At 68.1% G+C, this 19,002-nt stretch carries 13 protein-coding genes; 2 read left to right on the top strand and 11 right to left on the bottom strand.

Translation table 11 applies throughout. The annotated features are described in order from the left end of the window. Positions 1-20: 20 nt before the first annotated feature. The 3 genes from panB to T8T21_RS09180 form a co-directional block, all read right to left on the bottom strand. Positions 21-833, bottom strand: coding sequence for a 3-methyl-2-oxobutanoate hydroxymethyltransferase (panB, locus tag T8T21_RS09190; RefSeq protein WP_183473687.1), 813 nt, complete (start codon positions 831-833; stop codon positions 21-23). Then, positions 830-1,687: a pantoate--beta-alanine ligase gene (panC, locus tag T8T21_RS09185; RefSeq protein WP_322335377.1), complete on the bottom strand. Its 858-nt coding sequence runs from the start codon at positions 1,685-1,687 to the stop codon at positions 830-832. The genes panB and panC overlap by 4 nt, the downstream gene beginning before the upstream one ends. Positions 1,688-1,757: 70 nt before the next feature. Then, entirely contained in the window at positions 1,758-2,405 is a 648-nt protein-coding gene (locus tag T8T21_RS09180) for an alpha/beta hydrolase family protein (protein WP_322335376.1), read from the bottom strand. A 161-nt stretch (positions 2,406-2,566) separates the two neighbouring features. Between T8T21_RS09180 and T8T21_RS09175 the strand changes: the two genes are divergently transcribed. Further along, on the top strand, positions 2,567-5,065 hold the full coding sequence (locus T8T21_RS09175; protein WP_322335375.1) for a GcvT family protein: 2,499 nt from the start codon (positions 2,567-2,569) through the stop codon (positions 5,063-5,065). A gap of 17 nt (positions 5,066-5,082) precedes the next feature. Here the strand turns inward: T8T21_RS09175 and T8T21_RS09170 are convergent, their stop codons facing one another. From T8T21_RS09170 to xdhA, 8 genes are all read right to left on the bottom strand, one after another. Then, complete coding sequence (locus T8T21_RS09170; protein WP_322335374.1) at positions 5,083-5,562, bottom strand: VOC family protein; 480 nt, start codon at positions 5,560-5,562, stop codon at positions 5,083-5,085. A 104-nt stretch (positions 5,563-5,666) separates the two neighbouring features. Next, entirely contained in the window at positions 5,667-6,743 is a 1,077-nt protein-coding gene (locus tag T8T21_RS09165; RefSeq protein WP_322335373.1) for a BMP family ABC transporter substrate-binding protein, read from the bottom strand. 31 nt (positions 6,744-6,774) lie between these two features. Further along, positions 6,775-7,686 (bottom strand): ABC transporter permease, encoded by a 912-nt coding sequence (locus T8T21_RS09160; RefSeq protein WP_085896867.1) that lies wholly within the window; start codon positions 7,684-7,686, stop codon positions 6,775-6,777. Next, entirely contained in the window at positions 7,683-8,765 is a 1,083-nt protein-coding gene (locus T8T21_RS09155) for an ABC transporter permease (RefSeq protein ID WP_322335372.1), read from the bottom strand. Before T8T21_RS09155 ends, T8T21_RS09160 begins: the two co-directional genes overlap by 4 nt. A 59-nt stretch (positions 8,766-8,824) precedes the next feature. After that, a complete protein-coding gene (locus T8T21_RS09150; RefSeq protein ID WP_322335371.1) occupies positions 8,825-10,348 on the bottom strand; it encodes an ABC transporter ATP-binding protein in 1,524 nt (507 codons plus the stop codon). Then, positions 10,345-11,274, bottom strand: coding sequence for a xanthine dehydrogenase accessory protein XdhC (gene xdhC, locus T8T21_RS09145; protein ID WP_322335370.1), 930 nt, complete (start codon positions 11,272-11,274; stop codon positions 10,345-10,347). Before xdhC ends, T8T21_RS09150 begins: the two co-directional genes overlap by 4 nt. Then, positions 11,271-13,673 carry a xanthine dehydrogenase molybdopterin binding subunit gene (gene xdhB, locus T8T21_RS09140; protein WP_322335369.1) on the bottom strand — a complete coding sequence of 801 codons (2,403 nt, stop codon included), beginning with the start codon at positions 13,671-13,673 and terminating at the stop codon, positions 11,271-11,273. The genes xdhC and xdhB overlap by 4 nt, the downstream gene beginning before the upstream one ends. Continuing rightward, positions 13,670-15,154 carry a xanthine dehydrogenase small subunit gene (xdhA, locus tag T8T21_RS09135; RefSeq protein ID WP_322335368.1) on the bottom strand — a complete coding sequence of 495 codons (1,485 nt, stop codon included), beginning with the start codon at positions 15,152-15,154 and terminating at the stop codon, positions 13,670-13,672. The genes xdhB and xdhA overlap by 4 nt, the downstream gene beginning before the upstream one ends. A gap of 315 nt (positions 15,155-15,469) precedes the next feature. Between xdhA and dnaE the strand changes: the two genes are divergently transcribed. Then, the gene (gene dnaE, locus T8T21_RS09130) at positions 15,470-18,979 is read left to right on the top strand and encodes a DNA polymerase III subunit alpha (protein ID WP_322335367.1); all 3,510 of its coding nucleotides are present in this window, start codon (positions 15,470-15,472) and stop codon (positions 18,977-18,979) included. Positions 18,980-19,002: the final 23 nt, after the last annotated feature.

The raw sequence follows: 19,002 nt of genomic DNA, 5'->3' as shown, positions 1-19,002 counted from the left end.
GGCTCCTTCGGGTTGAGATATCAGCGGTATACCTCATCCTCCGTGGGAAAGGCGCGTGACTTCACGTCCTCGGCATAGCGTTTCACCGAATCCTCGATCATCGGGCCGAGCTGGCCATAGACCTTCACGAATTTCGGGGTCCAGGGGTTCAGCCCCAGCATGTCTTCGAGCACGAGGATCTGGCCATCGCATTCGGCCGATGCCCCGATTCCGATGGTCGGAATGTCGACCGCCTTGGTGATCTTGGCGGCCAGCGGCTCGACCATGCCCTCGAGCACGACGGCGAAGGCCCCGGCCTTGGCCACGGCGCGCGCATCCTCGAGATGCGCCTCCCATGTTTCCTCGTCGCGGCCTTGGGTCTTGAAGCCGCCCATGACGTGGCTCGACTGCGGCGTCAGGCCGATATGGGCCATCACCGGGATGCCGCGTTCGACGAGAAAGCGGATGGTTTCGGCCATGCGGGCGCCACCCTCGAGCTTGACCGCGCCGCACTGGGTTTCCTTCATCACCCGGGCGGCGTTGCGGAAGGCCATGGCGGGGCTTTCCTCGTAGCTGCCAAAGGGCATGTCGACGACGATCAGCGCCTTCTTGGTGCCGCGCACCACGGCGCGGCCATGCATGATCATCAGGTCGAGCGAAACGCCGACCGTGCTTTCCATGCCGTGCATCACCATGCCGAGGCTGTCGCCCACGAGGATGAAGTCGGCATGCCGGTCGACGATGGCCGCGGTATGGGCGTGGTAGGAGGTCAGCGAGACGATGGGCTCGCCGCCCTTGCGGCGGGCGATCTGCGGCACGGTGGTGCGGCGGATCGTCTGGGTCTGGGTGCTCATGGGGCGATCTCCCTCTGATCGATCAAGAGGACCTCGCCGAACTGGGCCGAGATCATGATGGCTGCGGGTTCCGACAGCGGTGTGTCGGCCGATTGCGACAGCGGCGCGAGGTCGTGCGGCCGGGCGATGTCGAGGCCAGTGAGCCGGGCGCGCGGCTCGTCGGCGATGGTGGCGCGGATCGCCGCCTCGATCTGCGCCGGGCTGCCGCGCTCGATCGCGAGCCGCTCCGCCCTGTCGAGCGCGCGGTTCAGGACCACCGCGGCGGCGCGGTCCTCGGGCGTCAGCCGAACGTTGCGCGACGACATGGCCAGCCCGTCCGCCTCGCGCATGGTCGGCACGCCGACGATGTCGATGCCCATATGCAGATCGGTGGTCATGCGGCGGATCACCTGCAGCTGCTGGTAATCCTTCTCGCCGAAATAGGCGGCGTCGGGGCGGGTGATGTTGAACAGCTTGGTGACGACCGTGGCGACGCCGCGGAAATGGCCGGGCCGCACCGCGCCGTGCAGCCGCACCGCGAGGTCGCGGGTTTCGACGATGGTCTCGTCGCCTTCGGGATAGATCTCCTCGGCGCGCGGGATCAGCACCGCATCGCAGCCTGCCGCCTCGAGCATCGCGAGATCCGCCTCCTCGGTGCGCGGATAGGTCTCGAGATCCTTGGGATCGCCGAACTGGGTCGGGTTGACGAAGATCGTCGCCACCACCCGGTCATGGTCGCGCCGCGCTGCCGCGATCAGGCTCATATGCCCGGCATGCAGCGCGCCCATCGTGGTCACAAGCCCGACGCTGTGGCCGTCGGCACGAAACGCCGCGACCGCGTCGCGGATGGCGGCGATGGAGCGGCAGATATGCATGATGTCCTCCCAGACCTTGGGCGTCTTTTAAGGGCGGGCGGGAGGCTTCACAACCGTTCAGGGCCCGCGTTCAGGCGCTTGGCGGCCATGCCTCGGGAAAGCCCTGGGGCAGGGGGGCTGCCTCGAGCAGCTCGGCATAACTCGCGATCGAATGCCCTTCCTCGACCTCGCCGGCGGGCGGGCTCAGCCAGTGCACCGAGCCGACATGGCGAAAGCCGAAGAAGCGCGGCGGCAGATGGCACAGCGTGTCGTCGGTGCGGCAGATGTTGAGCACGAAGCCCTCGCGCCCGAAATGCGCGCGCCCCAGATGCGTGCGCGGGCTGCCGAAGGAGAGGCTCGGCACGCCGAGCGAGGCACCGACGATCTGCGCCGAGGCGCCGCCCAGCGAATGGCCGATGATGAAGGCGGGCTTCTGCGGCTTGGCGAAGGCGTAGACGATCCGCGCATGTTCGAGGAACCCCGCATGCCAGATCGCGCCGCTGTCGCCCGCCGCCATGCGGAAGCCGTGCGCATCGGGGGCGCGGTCGTGGATGAAGTCGAAGTTGAACTCGAACCAGTCCGAGAACTCGTTGGTGCCGGCGATATAGAGGATCCCGCGCTTGAGCATCGCGGCCTGCACCCCCTTGAGATCGATGGTCTCGACCACGTCCGGCCCGTCCAGCCCGCCATCCATCCTCTCGATGATCCGCGCGGCCTCGCTGACGTCGAGCGTCTTCATGGCGGTCCTCCCTCCGGGTCCGACCATTCAGGCCGCGCGGCCCCTGCCTGTCCAGTCCCGGGCGCGGCTTGTCGCATTCGGCGCGCGAGATGTCGCCCGGCTCCGCGCTTTCGCGGCCAATCGCGCGATGGTGCGGGCAAGGCCAGTCCGGAGTGCGCGCGATGAAGACCCATGTGAAAGCCCTTGTCGTCGGCGGCGGCGCCGTCGGCACCTCGATCGCCTACCATCTTGCCAAGGCAGGCTGGCAGGACGTGATGCTGCTCGAGCGCGACGAGCTGACCTCGGGCTCGACATGGCACGCGGCCGGTCTTCTGCCCTATTTCAACATGTCTTATGCGACCACCTGGATCCACGACCACTCGATCAAGCTCTACAAGACGCTGGAGGAGGAGACCGGGCTCGACGCAGGCTTCTTCGTCGTGGGCAACCTGCGCATGGCGCAATCCAAGGCGCGCATGGACGAATACATGCTCTATGCCTCGACGGCCGAGACGGTGGGCGTGCCGTTCGAATGGATGACGCCCGCGCAGATCAAGGAGCGCTGGCCGCTGGTCCGGACCGAGGATCTCGAAGGCGCGATCTACCACCCCACGGACGGCTACATAAATCCCGCCGACGTCACCATGGCGATGGCCAAGGGTGCCCGGCAGAGGGGCGTCACGATCGAGCGCAAATGGCAGGTCGACGGCTACGAGTGGACCGGGTCGGAGTGGCGCGTGACCGTCACCAAGATGGTCGAGAAGGGCGGCAACCTCGTGCCATCTGATGAGAGCCAAGTGATCACCGCCGAGCATGTCGTCACCGCCACCGGCAACCACGCCCAACGCACCGCGCGCCTGCTCGGCATCAAGATCCCGGCGATCCCGGTCGAGCACCAGTTCATCGTCACCGAGCCCGACCCGGCGCTGGTCGAATGGCGCAAGACCAACGAGCAGCACCCGGTGCTGCGCGACGCTGACGCCAAGTGGTACGTGCGCGAGGAGCGCGGCGGCTGGATTCTTGGCCCCTACGAACGCGGCGCGCCCGCGCGTTTTCCCTATGGTGTCCCCGACAGCTTCCGCGCCGACCTGTTCCCGCTCGATCTCGACCGGATCGAGGAGGAATACATGTCGATGATCCACCGCATCCCGTCCTCGGAGACGGTGGGGCTCAAGGACGATTTCAATGGCCCGATCTGCTACACACCCGACGGCAACCCGCTGATCGGCCCGGCGCCGGGGCTGCGCAACATGTGGCTGGCCGAAGGTTTCTCTTTCGGCATCACTGCCGCCGGTGGCGCGGGGCATTACCTCGCGCAGTTGATGGTGGAGGGCGAGGCCGAGATCGACATGGCGAGCCTCGACCCCAAGCGGTTCGGCTCGTGGATGACCACCGATTATGCCGTGGCCAAGAACGAGGAGGCCTACGAGCACGTCTACATCCTGCACCACCCCGACGAGGAGCGCCCGGCGGCGCGGCCGCTGCGTACCTCGCCCGCCTATGACCGGCAGAAGGAGAAGGGCGCCCAGTTCGGGCAGGTGAACGGCTGGGAGCGGCCGAACTACTATGGTCCGGTGGGCGCGCCGGAGGGCTTCGACCACGACGCCCGCTCGTTCCGGCGCGGCGGCTGGTGGGAATACGCTGCCGCCGAGGCCAAGGCGATCCGCGAGGGTGTCGGCCTGATCGACGCCACCGCCTTTGCCAAGCACGAGGTGAGAGGGCCGGGCGCGGCAGCCTTCCTCGACTGGTTCACCACCAACAAGCTGCCCAAGGTGGGCCGCATCAACCTCACCTACGCGCTGACCGATGCCGGCACCACGCGCACCGAATATACCATCGTGCGGTTGGCCGAGGACCGGTTCTACCTCGTCTCGGCGGGGGCCTGGGCCGCCTATGACGGCGATTTCCTGAGGAAGGCCGTCGAGGACAAGGAGGCCGAGTTCGGCCGGATCGACGTGCAGGACGTCACCACGCAATGGGGGGTCTTCGCCATCGCCGGGCCGCGCTCGCGCGAGGTGCTGAACCGGCTGGTGCGCGATGCCGAGCCGGAGACTGTGCTGTCGAACAAGCGCTTTCCGTGGCTGTCCTGCCGCGAGATCGAGCTGGGCATGGTGCCGGTGCGGGCGCTGCGCGTGGCCTATACGGGCGAGCTGGGCTGGGAGCTGCACCACCCGATCGAGATGCAGAACCACCTGTGGGACAAGCTCGTGGAGGCGGGCGCGGCCTCAGGCATGAAGCTGGTTGGCGCGCGGGCACAGAACTGGCTGCGCCAGGAGAAGTCCTATCGCGCCTTCGGCACCGAGCTGGGCCGGGATGCGACGCCGCTCGAGGCCGGTCTCGCCCGCTTCGTGGACCTGTCCAAGGAATTCCACGGCAAGGCGGCCATGGAGGGCATCGGCATCCGCTCGAAATGCGTGACGCTGCTGATCGACGGACCGGCGGATGCCGATCCATGGGGCCGCGAGGCGCTCTATGCGGGCGGCGAGAAGGTCGGGCGTCTGACCTCCGGCGGCTGGTCGGCGGCCTTTGGCAAGTCCATCGGCATGGGTTACGTGCGCGCCGATCTGGCCGCGCCGGGGACGAAGCTCAAGGTCCGGATGTTCCGCGAGTTGTGGGATGCCGAGGTCTGCGAGGACAGCCCCTACGATCCGACCAACGCGACGATCCGGGCCGACGGCTGAGAAGGGAAGGGGCGGCGTCAGCCGCCCTCCCAGGCGCGGCGGAGCGCCGCGAGATCGAGCTTCACCATCTCCATCATCGCTGCCATCAACCGTTTCGACTGCTCCTCGTCGGCGTCGCGCATCATCTGCTCGAAGGGCTCTGGCACCAGTTGCCAACGCAGGCCGAAGCGGTCCTTCAGCCAGCCGCACTGCATCTCCTCTCCGCCATCCGCGAGCAGGGCGGACCAGAGCCGGTCCAGTTCGGCCTGATCGGCGCAGGGGACCGACAGCGACACGGCCTCGTTGAAGGTGGTGTAGGGCCCGCCGTTCAGCGCCTGCATCTCCTGCCCGTCGAGACTGAACTCGACGAGGACGACGTCGCCCGCCTTGCCGCCGGGCCAGTCGACGGCGCTGGTGTTGCGGGCGGTGACCTGCGAGTTCGGGAACACCGAGACGTAGAATTCGGCGGCCTGCTCCGCCTGTCCGTCGTACCACAGGCAGGGTCTGATCTTCGGCATGTCGAATCCTCCTCCGGTGGTAGGATGCCACATCAAGACGCGCCACCGCGTAAAAAAAGGCCCGCCACGGGGGCGGGCCTTCGCTGGTCTGTCGGGAGCGCCGCTTACTGCGGGATCTCGCCGGTCAGGCCCTCGACGTAGAAGTTCATGCCAGCGAGCGTCGCATCGTCGGCCACTTCGCCCTCGGCGAGCCAGTCCGAGCCGTCCTGCTTCTTGAGCGGGCCGGTGAAGGGGTGCACCTCGCCCGCTGCGATCGCATCCTTGAGCGCCAGCGCGGCCTCCTTCACCTCGGCGGGGACCGCGTCGGTGATCTCGCCGATCTCGACCATGCCGGCATCGATGCCGTCCCAGGTGTCCTTCGACTCCCAGGTGCCGTCGATTACCGCGCCGACGCGGTCGATGTAGTACTGGTTCCAGTTGTCGATGATCGAGCTGACGCGCGGCTTCGGCGCGTAGTCGAGCATGTCCGAGGCCTGGCCGAAGGTGATGACGTCGCCCGCCTCCTGCGCGGCGGCCTGCGGCGCGGTGGAATCGGTGTGCTGCAGGATCACGTCGGCGCCGGCGTCGATCAGCGCCTTGGCGGCCTCGGCTTCCTTGGCCGGGTCGAACCAGGTGTAGGCCCAGACCACGCGGAACTCGACCTCGGGGTTCACCTTCTTGGCCTGGATGTAGGCGGCGTTGATGCCGCGGATCACCTCGGGGATCGGGTAGGAACCGATATAGCCGATGATGTTGCTCTCGGTCATCTCGCCCGCGATCAGGCCCTGCACCGCGCGGCCCTCGTAGAAGCGGGCGGAGTAGGTCGAGACGTTGTCGGCGCGCTGGTAGCCGGTGGCGTGCTCGAACTTCACGTCCGGGAACTTCTGGGCGACGTTCATCGTCGCTTCCATGAAGCCGAAGGAGGTGGTGAAGATCAGGTCCGCGCCCTGCAGCGCCATCTGGGTCAACACGCGCTCGGCGTCGGGGCCCTCAGGGACGCTCTCGACATAGACGGTCTCGACCTTGTCGCCGTATTCCTCCTCAACGGCGAGGCGGCCCTGGTCGTGCTGGTAGGTCCAGCCGAGATCGCCCACCGGCCCGACATAGATGAAGCCCACCTTGGTCTTGTCGTCCTGCGCCATCGCCCCGGTGGCGAAGGCTGCGGCGGCGGTGGCACCGAGAAGCACTGTCTTGAAGGTCATGTCGTTGTTCCCTGTTGGTGGATCTTCCGCCTCAGCTCGAGGCGTGGAAGGGGCGGCCGAGCGAGCCGGGAGCGCGTCCCGCCCGCAGGATGACGAGAACGAGGATGGTCGCGAGGTAGGGCGCCATCTGCAGGTATTCGATCGGGATCTGCACGCCGCCCGAGGCCTGCAGCGCCAGCTGCAGCGCGGTCGCGCCGCCGAACAGCCAGGCGCCCAACACCAGGCGGCCGGGCCGCCAGCTGGCGAAGACCACGATCGCGAGCGCGATCCAGCCCGCCCCGGCGGTCATGCCCTCGGTCCATTGCGGTACGCGCACGAGGCTCAGATAGGCGCCGCCAAGTCCGGCGCAGGCGCCGCCAAAGGCAATCGCGGCGAGCCGCAGACGCACCACCTTGTAGCCCAGCGCATGGGCGGCGTCGTGGTTTTCGCCGACGGCGCGCAGCACCCGACCGGCGCGGGTCCGGTTCAGGAACAGCCAGACCAGCGCGACGATCAGCAGCGCGATGTAGACCATCGCGTCATGGCGGAACATCACCGGCCCGAGAAACGGGATGTCGCGCAGCCCCGGCAAGTAGAGGTCGGGCACCACGGGGCCCTTCACGCCGATATAGCCCTGGCCCAAAAGGGCCGAGAGACCGAGGCCGAACAGCGTCAGCGCAAGCCCGGTTGCCACCTGGTTGGAAAGGAAGAGCTGGGTCAGGATGCCGAACACCATCGACAGAAGCGCCCCGCCCAGCGCCGCGCCCGCGAAGCCCAGCCATGGCGAGCCGGTCGCGGTCGCCACGACGAAGCCGCAGACCGCGCCGGTGATCATCATGCCCTCGACGCCGAGATTGAGCACGCCCGCGCGCTCGACGACCAGCTCGCCGATCGCGGCCAGCAGGATCGGTGTCGAGACGACGATGATCGCCGACAGCAGCAGGATCGGATCGATGTTGCTCATGCCACCGCCCTCCGGCCGAACCGGAAGCTGAAATTCGTCAGGACGTCGATCGCCAGCAGGAAGAACAGCAGCATCCCCTGGAACATCTGGATCGCGGCGAGCGGCAGGTTCATCTGCAGCTGCGCCAGTTCGCCGCCGATATAGGTGAGCGCCATCAGCAGCCCCGCCAGCAGGATGCCGATCGGATTGAGCCGGCCGAGGAAGGCCACGATGATCGCGGTGAAGCCGTAGCCCACGTTGAAGTCGATGCCGAGCCGGCCTGCCGGGCCCGCCACTTCGAACATCCCGGCGAGACCGGCCAGCGCGCCCGACAGCCCCATGCAGACCACGACCAGCCAGCTCGGGTTGACCCCGCCGAACACCGCGGCGCGCGGGCTCTGGCCGGCCAGCCGCACCCGGAAGCCGAGCTGGTGGCGCGTCATCACCACCTGCCCGACGATCACCGCGACCAGCGCCAGCACGACGCCCCAATGCATGCCGGTGCCCGCGATCAGTTCGGGGTTGGCGGCGGAGGGGTATTGCGCGAGGTTGCGCGAGCCGGGAAAGCCCATGCCGTCGGGATTGCGCAGCAGGCCCAGCGCCATCGAGGCCAAGAGCGCCTCGGCGACATAGACCAGCATGAGAGAGACCAGCACCTCGTTGGTGCCGAAGCGGACCCGCAGCAGCGCCGGGATCATCGCCCAGAGCAGACCGCCCAGCGCGCCTGCGAGGATCATCGCCGGAAAGATCAGCCAGCTCTCGGCCGGGTAGAAGGCCAGGCCGGTGGCGGCAGCGAAGATTGCGCCGAGGATGTACTGCCCCTCGGCGCCGATGTTCCAGATGCCGGCCCGGAAGCCCAGCGACAGCCCGATGGCGATCAGGATCAGCGGCCCGGCCTTCACCAGCAACTGCGGCCGCGAATAGGAGGCGAAATCGCCAAAAAGCGGATCCCAGAAGATGGTGCGGATCGCCTCGATCGGATCCTTGCCCAGCAGCGCGAACAGCAGGCCGCCCGCGACCATAGTCAGCGCCACCGCCACGAAGGGCGTGGCCAAAGTCCAGGCGCGGGACGGTTCAGGGCGGCGTTCGAGCCGGATCACGCGTCGATCCCCATGGCGCGCGGCCCCGTCTTCATCACTCCGAAAATACGCAAGATCCCTCAGCCTTCCACCTGTGCCGGGGCCATGTCATGCGCACCCCCCAGCATCATCCCGATCTCGTCGATCCCCAGCCCCGCCATGGGGCGCGGCGCGCTCAGCCGACCGGCGTTGAGCGCGGCAAAGCGATCCGAGATCTCCATCAGCTCGTCGAGGTCCTGGCTGATGACGATCAGCGCGGCGCCGGCCTCGGCCAGATCCAGCAGCGCCTGCCGGATGGTTGCCGCGGCGGCGGCGTCGACGCCCCATGTCGGCTGGTTGACGACCAGCACCTCGGGCCGCTGCAGGATCTCGCGCCCGATGACGAATTTCTGCAGGTTGCCGCCCGACAGCGCGCGCGCCGCCGTGCCGGGGCCCGGCGTGCGCACGTCGAAGCGCTCGATCACCCGCTCGGCGAAGCCGCGGGCGCGGCCCCAGCGCAGGAAGCCGTGCCGCACCAGATCCTCGCGCGGACCGGCGGTCAGCAGCGCGTTCTCGGTCAGGCTCATATCCGGAGCGGCAGCATGGCCCATCCGCTCCTCAGGGGCGCAAAGAAGCCCCATACGGCGCCGGGCCGTGACCCCCTCGCGGCCGATCTCGCGCCCCTTGAAGCGGATCATGCCCGGCGCCACGTGCATCTCACCAGACAGCGCCATCGCCAGTTCGTCCTGGCCGTTGCCCGCGACCCCGCCGATGCCCAGCACCTCCCCGGCGCGCAGTTCCAGATCGATCGCGTGCAGCGCGGTGCCGAAGGCGCGCGGCGCAGGGGCCGAAAGGCCCGCGAGTTCGAGCACGACGTCCCCGGTGCGGCCGCCCGCGCGCGACGGTGTGGACAGCGTCGCGCCGACCATCTGCTCGGCCATGTCGCGCGCCGCCGTGGTCTTGGGGTCGCATTTGCCGACCACCTTGCCGTGACGCAGGATCGTGGCGCTGTCGCAGATCGTGCGGATCTCCTCGAGCTTGTGGCTGATATAGAGGATCGAAACCCCTTCCTCGCGTAGCTTGCGCAGGGTCTCGAACAGGATCGCCACCTCCTGCGGGGTCAGCACCGAAGTCGGCTCGTCCATGATCAGCAGCCGCGGCTCCTGCAGCAGGCAGCGGATGATCTCCACACGCTGCCGTTCGCCAGCCGACAGGTCGCCCACGATCCGGTCGGGATCGAGCGGCAGGCCGTAGGATTGAGAGACTTCGCTGATCTGCGCGGCGAGCCGGTTCAGCGCGGGCGGGTTCTCCATGCCCAGCGCCACGTTCTCGGCCACGCTCATCGCGTCGAAGAGCGAAAAGTGCTGGAACACCATGGCGACGCCCGAGGCACGGGCGGCGCGCGGTTCGGCTGGCGCGAAGGGGGCGCCATCGAGGCGCATGGTCCCGGCATCGGGCTGGACGAGGCCGTAGATCGTCTTGACCAGCGTCGATTTTCCGGCGCCGTTCTCGCCCAGAAGCGCGTGCACTTCGCCCTTGGCGATGTCGAAGGAGACGTCGGCATTGGCCACGACCCCGGGATAGGCCTTGGTCAGGCCGGACAGCTGCAGTAGCGGCGTGCTCATCCGGCGCGGTCCCTCGTCATTCTTTCGTTCCCGCTCCTCAGTAGCGCGGCGGCGACGCCGACGGCAATGGCCTGCGGATCGCGCCCCAATGAGGTGTCGCCTATCGGACAGGCTATGCGGGAAATCAAGGCGTTGGCATGGCCCAGCGCCGAAAGCCGCGACCGGAAACGCGCCCATTTCGTGGCCGAGCCGATCAGCCCGCAGCTGGCGAAGCCATGGGTGAGAGCGGCGTGGCACAGCGCGAGATCGAGATCGTGGTCGCGGGTCAGGATCAGGTGGTCGGCGTCGCGCGGCGCGCGCGGCATCAGCGCGGGTGGGGTCGCGGCGGGGATCACCGTGACGCCTTCGGGGACGACCTCGGGGAAGCAATCGGGCGCGAGGTCGATCCAGGTGATCGCCCGGCCCGGCAGCGGCGCCATGACCGAGACGACGGCGCGGCCGACATGGCCCGCGCCCCAGACCCAGAGCGGCCGGGCCTCGGGCAGGGGTGCCTCGACGAGCCAGTTCTCGACGATGGCCGGGGCCGCGCCGGCGGGCATGGCGGCAAGCTTGCGCGCAACGGCGGTGGGCATCTCTCCGGCGGGCCCGAGCGGGCGGGCCCGGGGCAGGGTCTCGGGCAGTTCGCCTGCCGCGAAGCGTTCCCAGATCAGCGTGACCGCGCCGCCGCAGCATTGGCGGAGCGCAGGGCCCAGAGGCAGCCGCCGCTGGGCCGTGGCCCGGCCCATGGCCAGCATGTCACGCGCCGTTTCCACCGCCTCGTGCTCCAGCGCGCCACCGCCGATGGTGCCGGACTGGCCGCCCTGCCAGACCAGCATCGAGGTGCCGGCGTCGCGCGGGGCCGATCCGGCGGTCGCGACCACCAGCACCCTGATCACCGGGCCATGCGCGGCGACAGCGGCAGCGAGGGTGTCGCGGTCGAAGCTCACCCCTTTGCCCTCCGGACGGCGGTGAGCACGCGCTCGGCCGTGGCAGGCGCGTCGAGACGCGGATAGTTCGGCCCGCAGGCCGAGGCCGCGTGGCTCAGCGCGAGAAAGGCCGAGATGCCGAGCATGAAGGGCGGCTCGCCCACCGCCTTGGAACGGTAGATCGTCTGCGCCGGGTTCGGCGCGTCCCACAGATCCACGTGAAACAGGTCCGGTCGATCCGAACAGGCGGGAATCTTGTAGGTCGAAGGGGCGTGGGTCCTGAGCGCGCCCTTGTCGTCCCAGACCAGCTCCTCGGTGGTGAGCCAGCCCGCGCCCTGCACATAGCCGCCCTCGATCTGACCCTTGTCGAGCGCCGGGTTCAGCGAATGGCCCGCATCGTGCAGGATGTCGGTCCGCAGGATACGGTTCTCGCCGGTGAGCGTGTCGATCGCCACCTCGGTCACGGCGGCGCCGTGGGCGAAGTAGAAGAATGGCCGGCCCTGGCCCTTGATCCGGTCCCATTTCAGGTCCGGCGTCTTGTAGAAGCCAGTGGCCGACAGGCTGACCCGCGCCTCGTAGGCAAGCTTCACCGCCTGCTCGAAGCTCAAGCTTTCGCCACCGACATGCACTTGGTCATCGGCGAAACGCACCTCGGAGGCGCTGCACTGGTGCAGCCCGGCGAGGAACTCGGCGATCCGGGTCCGGATCGTGTCGCAGGCGGCTTTCGCCGCCATGCCGTTCAGGTCCGAGCCGGAGGAGGCGGCGGTGGCCGAGGTGTTGGGCACCTTGTGGGTATCGGTCGCGGTGATCCGCACCCGCTCGGGCGAGACGCCGAAGCGGGAGGCGGCGACCTGTGCCACCTTGCGGAACAGGCCCTGGCCCATCTCGGTGCCACCATGGTTCAGGTGGATCGAGCCGTCCTGGTAGACATGCACCAGAGCACCCGCCTGGTTGAGGTGGGTCAGCGTGAAGGAGATGCCGAACTTCACCGGCGAGAAGGCGATGCCGCGCTTGAGGATCGGGTTCTCGGCGTTCCACTGCGCGATGGCCTCGCGACGTGCCTTGTAGTCCGAGGTCTCCAGCAGCCGCTCGGTCATCTCGTGCAGGATGAAGTCGGTGACCTCCATGCCATAGGGCGTGGTGTTGCGCCCCTCTTCCGGCCGGGCGTCACCCGCCGGGAGCTGCGCCTGAGCGCCGCGCGAGGCGAGATCGGTGTCGCCGTCGGCGGGCAGGGCAGGTGCCGGGTCGTCGTGGTGCTGCGCCTTTTCGTTCAGCGCGCCGGCCGCGCGGTAGTAGTTGCGTTGGCGCACCTCGACCGGGTCGAGGCCCAGCTCGTGCGCCACCTCATCCATCACCCGCTCGATGCCCAGCACGCCCTGCGGCCCGCCGAAGCCGCGGAAGGCGGTGGCAGATTGGGTGTTGGTCTTGAGCCGATGCGAAGTGATCCGCACCGCATCGAGCAGATAGGCGTTGTCGGAATGCAGCATCGCCCGGTCGGCCACCGGCAGCGACAGGTCGAGCGACCAGCCGCAGCGGGTGTAATGGGTGAAGTCGATGCCCAGAACCCGGCCGCTCTCGTCGTAGCCCACCTCGTAGTCGACCCGGAAATCATGCCGCTTGCCGGTGATGGTCATGTCGTCGTCGCGGTCGTAGCGCATCCGGCAGGCGCGGCCTGTTTTCGAGGCCATGATCGCGCAGGCGACGGCGAGCGCGTTGCCCTGACTTTCCTTGCCGCCGAAGCCGCCGCCCATGCGGCGACACTCGACCTTCACCGCCGACATCGGCAGGCCGAGCGCGTCGGCCACCTTGTGCTGGATCTCTGTCGGGTGCTGGGTCGAGGAATGGATCGTAACCCCGTCCTCCTGTGGCTGGGCCATCGCGGCCATGCCCTCGAGGTAGAAATGCTCCTGGCCGCCCATCTCGATCCGGCCCCTGAGCCTGCGCGGGGCGTTCGCGATGGCGGCTTCGGCGTCGCCCTTGGACCAGATGCGCGGCCCGTCCTCGAAGCGCGAATTGGCGGCGAGCGCCTGCTCCACGGTGAGGATCGGCTCCTCTTCCTCGTATTCGACCTCCGCCAGACGCACCGCTTTGCGCGCGGCGAGGTGGCTGTCGGCGGCGACGAGGAAGAGCTGCTGGCCAAGGTAATGCACCGCGCCGTCGGAGAGCAGCGGCTCGTCATGCGCGCTGGGCGAACAGTCGGCGGGACGATCGAGATCCTCGGCCTTCAGCACGGCCACGACGCCGGGGGCCTTGCGCACCTTGTCGAGATTCATCGACACGATGCGCCCGCGCGCGATGCGCGACAGGCCGAAGGCGAGATGCAGCGCATGGGCGGGCGCGGGGATGTCGTCGATGTAGCGCGCCTGTCCGGTAACGTGCAGCACCGCGCTGTCATGCGGGAGGGGTTTTCCGACGCTCATGCCCGCACCTCCAGCACGCTGGTCTTTTGGCCCGACACTTCCGCGAAATAGCGCCGCGCGAGGCCCTGTGCTGCCTCGAGCCGGTACTGCGCGGAGGCGCGCATGTCGGTGAGCGGGGTGAAGTCGTCGGCCAGCCTCGGCAGCGCCGCCTCGACGGTCTGCATGTTCCACGGCTTGCCGGTGAGCGCGGCCTCGAAAGCCTTCGCGCGCTTGGGCGTTGCCGCCATGCCGCCGAAGCCGGTGCGGGCATGCGTGATCGTGCCGTCTTCGATGGTCACATCAAAGGCGCCACAGACCGCGGAGATGTCCTGGTCGAAACGCTTGGAGATCTTGTAGACGCGGAAGCGCTCGCGCCCCTCGGGCAGGCTCACGGCCTCGACGAACTCGCCGGGCTGCCGGTCCTGCTTGCCGTAATCGATGAAGAAGTCCTCGAGCGGCAGCTCGCGGCGCGCGTCGCCCTTTCGCAGGTGGATCGTGGCGCCCAGCGCGATCAGCGCGGGGGCGTTGTCGCCGATGGGCGAGCCGTTGGCGAGGCTGCCGCCGATCGTGGCGGCGTTGCGCACCTGAACCGAGCCGTAGCGGCGCACCATCTCGGCATAGGAGGGGTAGGGCGCGGCGAGCGTTTCCATGACTCGCGTCATCGTCACACCCGCACCGAAGCGGGTCCGGCCATCCGCGCGGGTGATCGTCTTGAGGTCTTCGCAGCGATTGAGGAAGGCCGTCTCGGGCAGGGCGCGTAGACCCTTGGTGACCCACAGGCCGACATCGGTGGCCCCGGCGATCAACGTGGCGTCGGGGTGGTCGAGATACCACCCGGCCAGTTCGTCGGCGGTCTCGGGGATGAAGCCCGGCGCCTCGGTCAGCGTCGCATCCGTGCCCCGGCCGGTCTCCGGCTCGTAGGGGGCACGACCTGCCGCGGGCGCGGCGGCGGCATCGGGGCTCTGGGTCGCTGCCCCGCCCGTCTGTGCAGGGGCGAGGGTCTTCAGCTTCTCGCGGTCGCTCACGATCCATGCGGGCAAGGGCGCGCCCTCGGCGGCCTCGGCGGCACGGATGATCGGCGCGTAGCCGGTGCAGCGGCACAGGTTGCCCGCAAGCTGGTCGTCATGGTCGGTGCGGCCCTGCGCATGGGCTGCGGCCATCGCCATCACGAAGCCCGGGGTGCAGAAGCCGCACTGGCTGCCGTGATGCTCGACCATCGCCTGCTGGACGGGGTGCAGCGCGCCGCCCTCGGCCAGCCCTTCGACGGTGCGCACGGCGCGACCGGCAAGCTGCGGCAGGAACAGGATGCAGGCGTTGAGCGCGCGCAGTCCCCCCTCGGGGTCGGTGACGATCACCGTGCAGGCGCCGCAGTCGCCCTCGTTGCAGCCTTCCTTGGTGCCCGTCAGGCCCCTTTGTTCACGCAGGTAATCGAGCAGGCTGCGCGTCGGCGCTCCGCCTGCGCGTACCGTCTCTCCATTGAGAAGAAACGCGATCTCGGTCATCGCTAGATCCGCCGCCTTACCGGATGGGTCCGGGCCGCGATGCCCGGTCGATGCGGCGTAGACCGGGCGGCCCTCACGTCCAGATCATGAAAGCCGATGGCATGCGCGTTTGGCAAGCCTCGCGTGCCTGCCGTTGCGGCAGACCGCCCCGAGGCAGGGCAATTTTCCCTACATGTGCTCGCGATACGATAGCGTGACGAGCTTTCTGCCCGTTTCAGTGGCATGGCGCGTGCCGCCGATCACATCGGCGCGGCTGACCATGCGGCAAGCCTGCCCGTGCTTCCCGCGAACGGTCGGCCGGGATAGAACCACTCCATGGCCGATCCCCGATTCATCCATCTGCGCGTCCACACCGAGCATTCGCTGCTCGAGGGCGCGATCCCCGTGAAGAAGCTGCCGGGCCTCGCCGCCAAGGCCGAGATGCCGGCTGTCGCCATCACCGATACCAACAACATGTTTGCAGCCCTCGAGTTTTCCGAGACGGCGGCGAAATCGGGGGTGCAGCCGATCATCGGCTGCCAAGTCGACCTGTGTTATCTGCCGCCCGAGCCGGGCAAGCGGCCCGAACTGCCCGCGCCGATCGTGCTGCTGGCGCAGTCCGAGGCGGGCTACATGAACCTCATGAAGCTGAACTCCTGTCTCTACCTGAAGAGCGACGGACAGCTTCCGCAGGTTTCGATCGAGGAGATCGAGGCGCTGTCGGGCGGGCTGATCTGCCTGTCGGGCGGCCCCGATGGCCCCGTCGGGCGGCTTCTGCGGCAGGGTCAGCGACCCAAGGCCGAGGCGCTGATGCAGCGGCTCAAGGCGGCGTTCCCCGACCGGCTCTATGTCGAGCTGCAGCGCCACCCGGGCGAGGACGGTCTGCCCGAGGCCGAAAAGCTGTCGGAACGCGGCCATGTCGAGATGGCCTATGCGATGGACCTGCCGCTGGTCGCGACCAACGACGTCTATTTCCCGAAGCCGGAGATCTACGAAGCCCACGACGCGCTGATCTGCATCGCGCAGGGCGCCTATGTCGACCAGCAGGAGCCGCGTCGCAGGCTCACCGCGCAGCACTACTTCAAGAGCCCGCAGGAGATGGCGACGCTGTTCGCCGATCTGCCCGAGGCGCTGGAGAACACCGTCGAGATCGCGCGCCGCTGCGCCTTCAAGGCGTACAAGCGGGCGCCGATCCTGCCCAGATTCGCCGATGACGAGGTCGAGGAGCTTCGTCGGCAGGCCAAGGAGGGGCTCGAGGCCCGTCTCGCGGTGATCCCGCATGCGGTGAGCGTCGAGGACTACCACGCCCGGCTCGACTTCGAGCTCGGCATCATCGAGGGGATGGGGTTCCCCGGCTACTTCCTGATCGTGGCCGACTTCATCAAATGGGCGAAGGATCACGACATCCCCGTGGGACCGGGCCGTGGCTCGGGTGCGGGCTCGCTGGTGGCCTACGCACTCACCATCACCGACCTTGACCCGCTGCGCTACTCGCTGCTGTTCGAGCGCTTCCTCAACCCCGAGCGGGTCTCGATGCCCGACTTCGACATCGACTTCTGCATGGACCGCCGCGAGGAGGTGATCCGCTACGTGCAGGAGAAGTACGGCCGCGAGAAGGTGGGGCAGATCATCACCTTCGGTGCACTGCTGTCCAAGGCGGCGGTGCGCGACGTGGGCCGGGTGCTGCAGATGCCCTATGGCCAGGTCGATCGTCTGTCAAAGATGATCCCGGTCGAAGGGGTGAAGCCGGTCTCGATCGAAAAGGCGCTGGCCGACGAGCCGCGGCTGCGCGAGGAGGCAAGGAACGAGGAGGTGGTGAACCGCCTCCTGACCTATGCCCAGCAGGTCGAGGGGCTTTACCGCAACGCCTCCACCCACGCCGCCGGCGTGGTGATCGGCGACCGACCGCTGGATGCGCTGGTGCCTCTATACCGCGATCCGCGCTCGGACATGCCGGCAACCCAGTTCAACATGAAATGGGTCGAGCAGGCGGGCCTGGTGAAGTTCGACTTCCTCGGTCTCAAGACGCTCACGGTCATCCAGAACGCGATGGACCTGATCGCGAAATCGGGCCGCCCGTTGCACAGGGCCGCCGACGGGACCGAACTCTACCAGCCGCCCGAGGGTGGCGAAAACCAGATCAACCTGATCCCGCTCGACGACGAGAGGACCTACGAGCTTTATTCGCGTGCCAAGACGGTGGCGGTGTTCCAAGTGGAATCCTCGGGCATGATGGATGCGCTCAAGCGCATGAAGCCCACCTGCATCGAGGACATCGTGGCGCTGGTGGCGCTCTATCGTCCCGGCCCGATGGAGAACATTCCGGTCTATTGCGAGGTCAAGCACGGGCAGCGCGAGTTGCAGTCGATCCATCCCAGCATCGACCACATCCTCGCCGAGACGCAGGGCATCATCGTCTACCAGGAACAGGTGATGCAGATCGCCCAGGTCATGGCGGGCTACAGCCTCGGCGGCGCGGACCTGCTGCGCCGCGCCATGGGCAAGAAGATCGCCGAGGAGATGGCCAAGGAGCGCCCGAAATTCGTCGAGGGCGCGCAGAAGAACGGCGTCGACAAGAAGAAGGCGATGGAGGTCTTCGACCTTCTGGAGAAGTTCGCCAATTACGGCTTCAACAAGTCGCACGCCGCCGCCTACGCCGTGGTCAGCTACCAGACCGCCTGGCTCAAGGCGAACCATCCGGTCGAGTTCATGGCCGGTGTCATGAACTGCGATATCCATCTCACCGACAAGCTGGGCATCTATTTCCAGGAGGTCCGCAAGGGGCTCGGTCTCGAATGGACGCCGCCTTGCGTGAACCGCTCGCAGGCTACCTTCGATGTGAAGGATGGCAAGCTGGTCTACGCGCTGGGCGCGCTCAAGAATGTCGGCGTCGATGCGATGCGGCTGATCGTCGAGGGGCGCGCGGAAAAGCAATTCGCCACGCTCTATGACCTCGCACGTCGCGTCGATCTCAAGAAAGTGGGCAAACGGCCACTGGAGATGCTGGCCCGCGCTGGGGCATTCGACGCGCTCGACCGCAACCGCCGCCGGGTGTTCTCCGGGCTCGACGCGCTGGTCGCCTACTCGGCCGCGATCCACGAGCAGAAAGCCAGCGCGCAGGTCTCGCTCTTCGGCGAGGCGGGCGAGGATCTGCCCGAGCCGCGCATGCCGCAGGTCACCGACTGGCTCCCGGCCGAACGTCTCGCCGAGGAATTCAAGGCGGTGGGGTTTTACCTCTCCGGTCACCCGCTCGACGACTATCTCGCGCCGCTCAAGCGCAAGGGTGTGATGACGCTCGACGAGGTGACCGAGCAGGCTGCCGCGCGCGGCGCCTTCGTGGGCAAGATGGCCGGGACCGTCGCCGGGCGGCAGGAGCGCAAGTCGGCGCGCGGCAACCGCTTTGCCTTCGTGCAGATGTCCGACCCGACGGGGCAGTTCGAAGTGACGATGTTCTCCGACACGCTGGAGACCGCGCGCGAGCATCTGGAGACCGGCAGCCAGATCGTGGTGCAGGTCGAAGCGACCATGGAGAGCGATCAGCTCAAGCTTCTGGGCCGCTCGGTCGCCCCGATCGAGGGGGTGGTCGCGGATGCGGGCGGCGCCGGGCTCAGGGTGTTCCTCGACGCGCCGGACGCGATCACCATGCTGGCGGGCGTGCTGGAGCGGGCCGGGCGCGACCTGCCCAAGGGCCAGCGCATCGCGCGCGGGCCGATCAGCATCTGCCTGATGGCCGACGGGCTGCCCGGCGAGGTGGAGATCGATTGCGGGGCCGAGTTTCCGGTGACACCGCAGATCAAGGGCGCGCTCAGATCGCTGCCCGGGGTGATCGAGGTCGAGGAGGTCTGAGCCAGCCCGCGGGATGGACGCGA

It is taken from the genome of Limimaricola variabilis (assembly GCF_034371605.1).
GTDB classification, from domain to species: Bacteria; Pseudomonadota; Alphaproteobacteria; order Rhodobacterales; family Rhodobacteraceae; genus Limimaricola; species Limimaricola variabilis.
The sequence above is the reverse complement of the archived record's forward strand: the minus strand, read 5'-3'. Positions and strand labels throughout refer to the sequence as shown.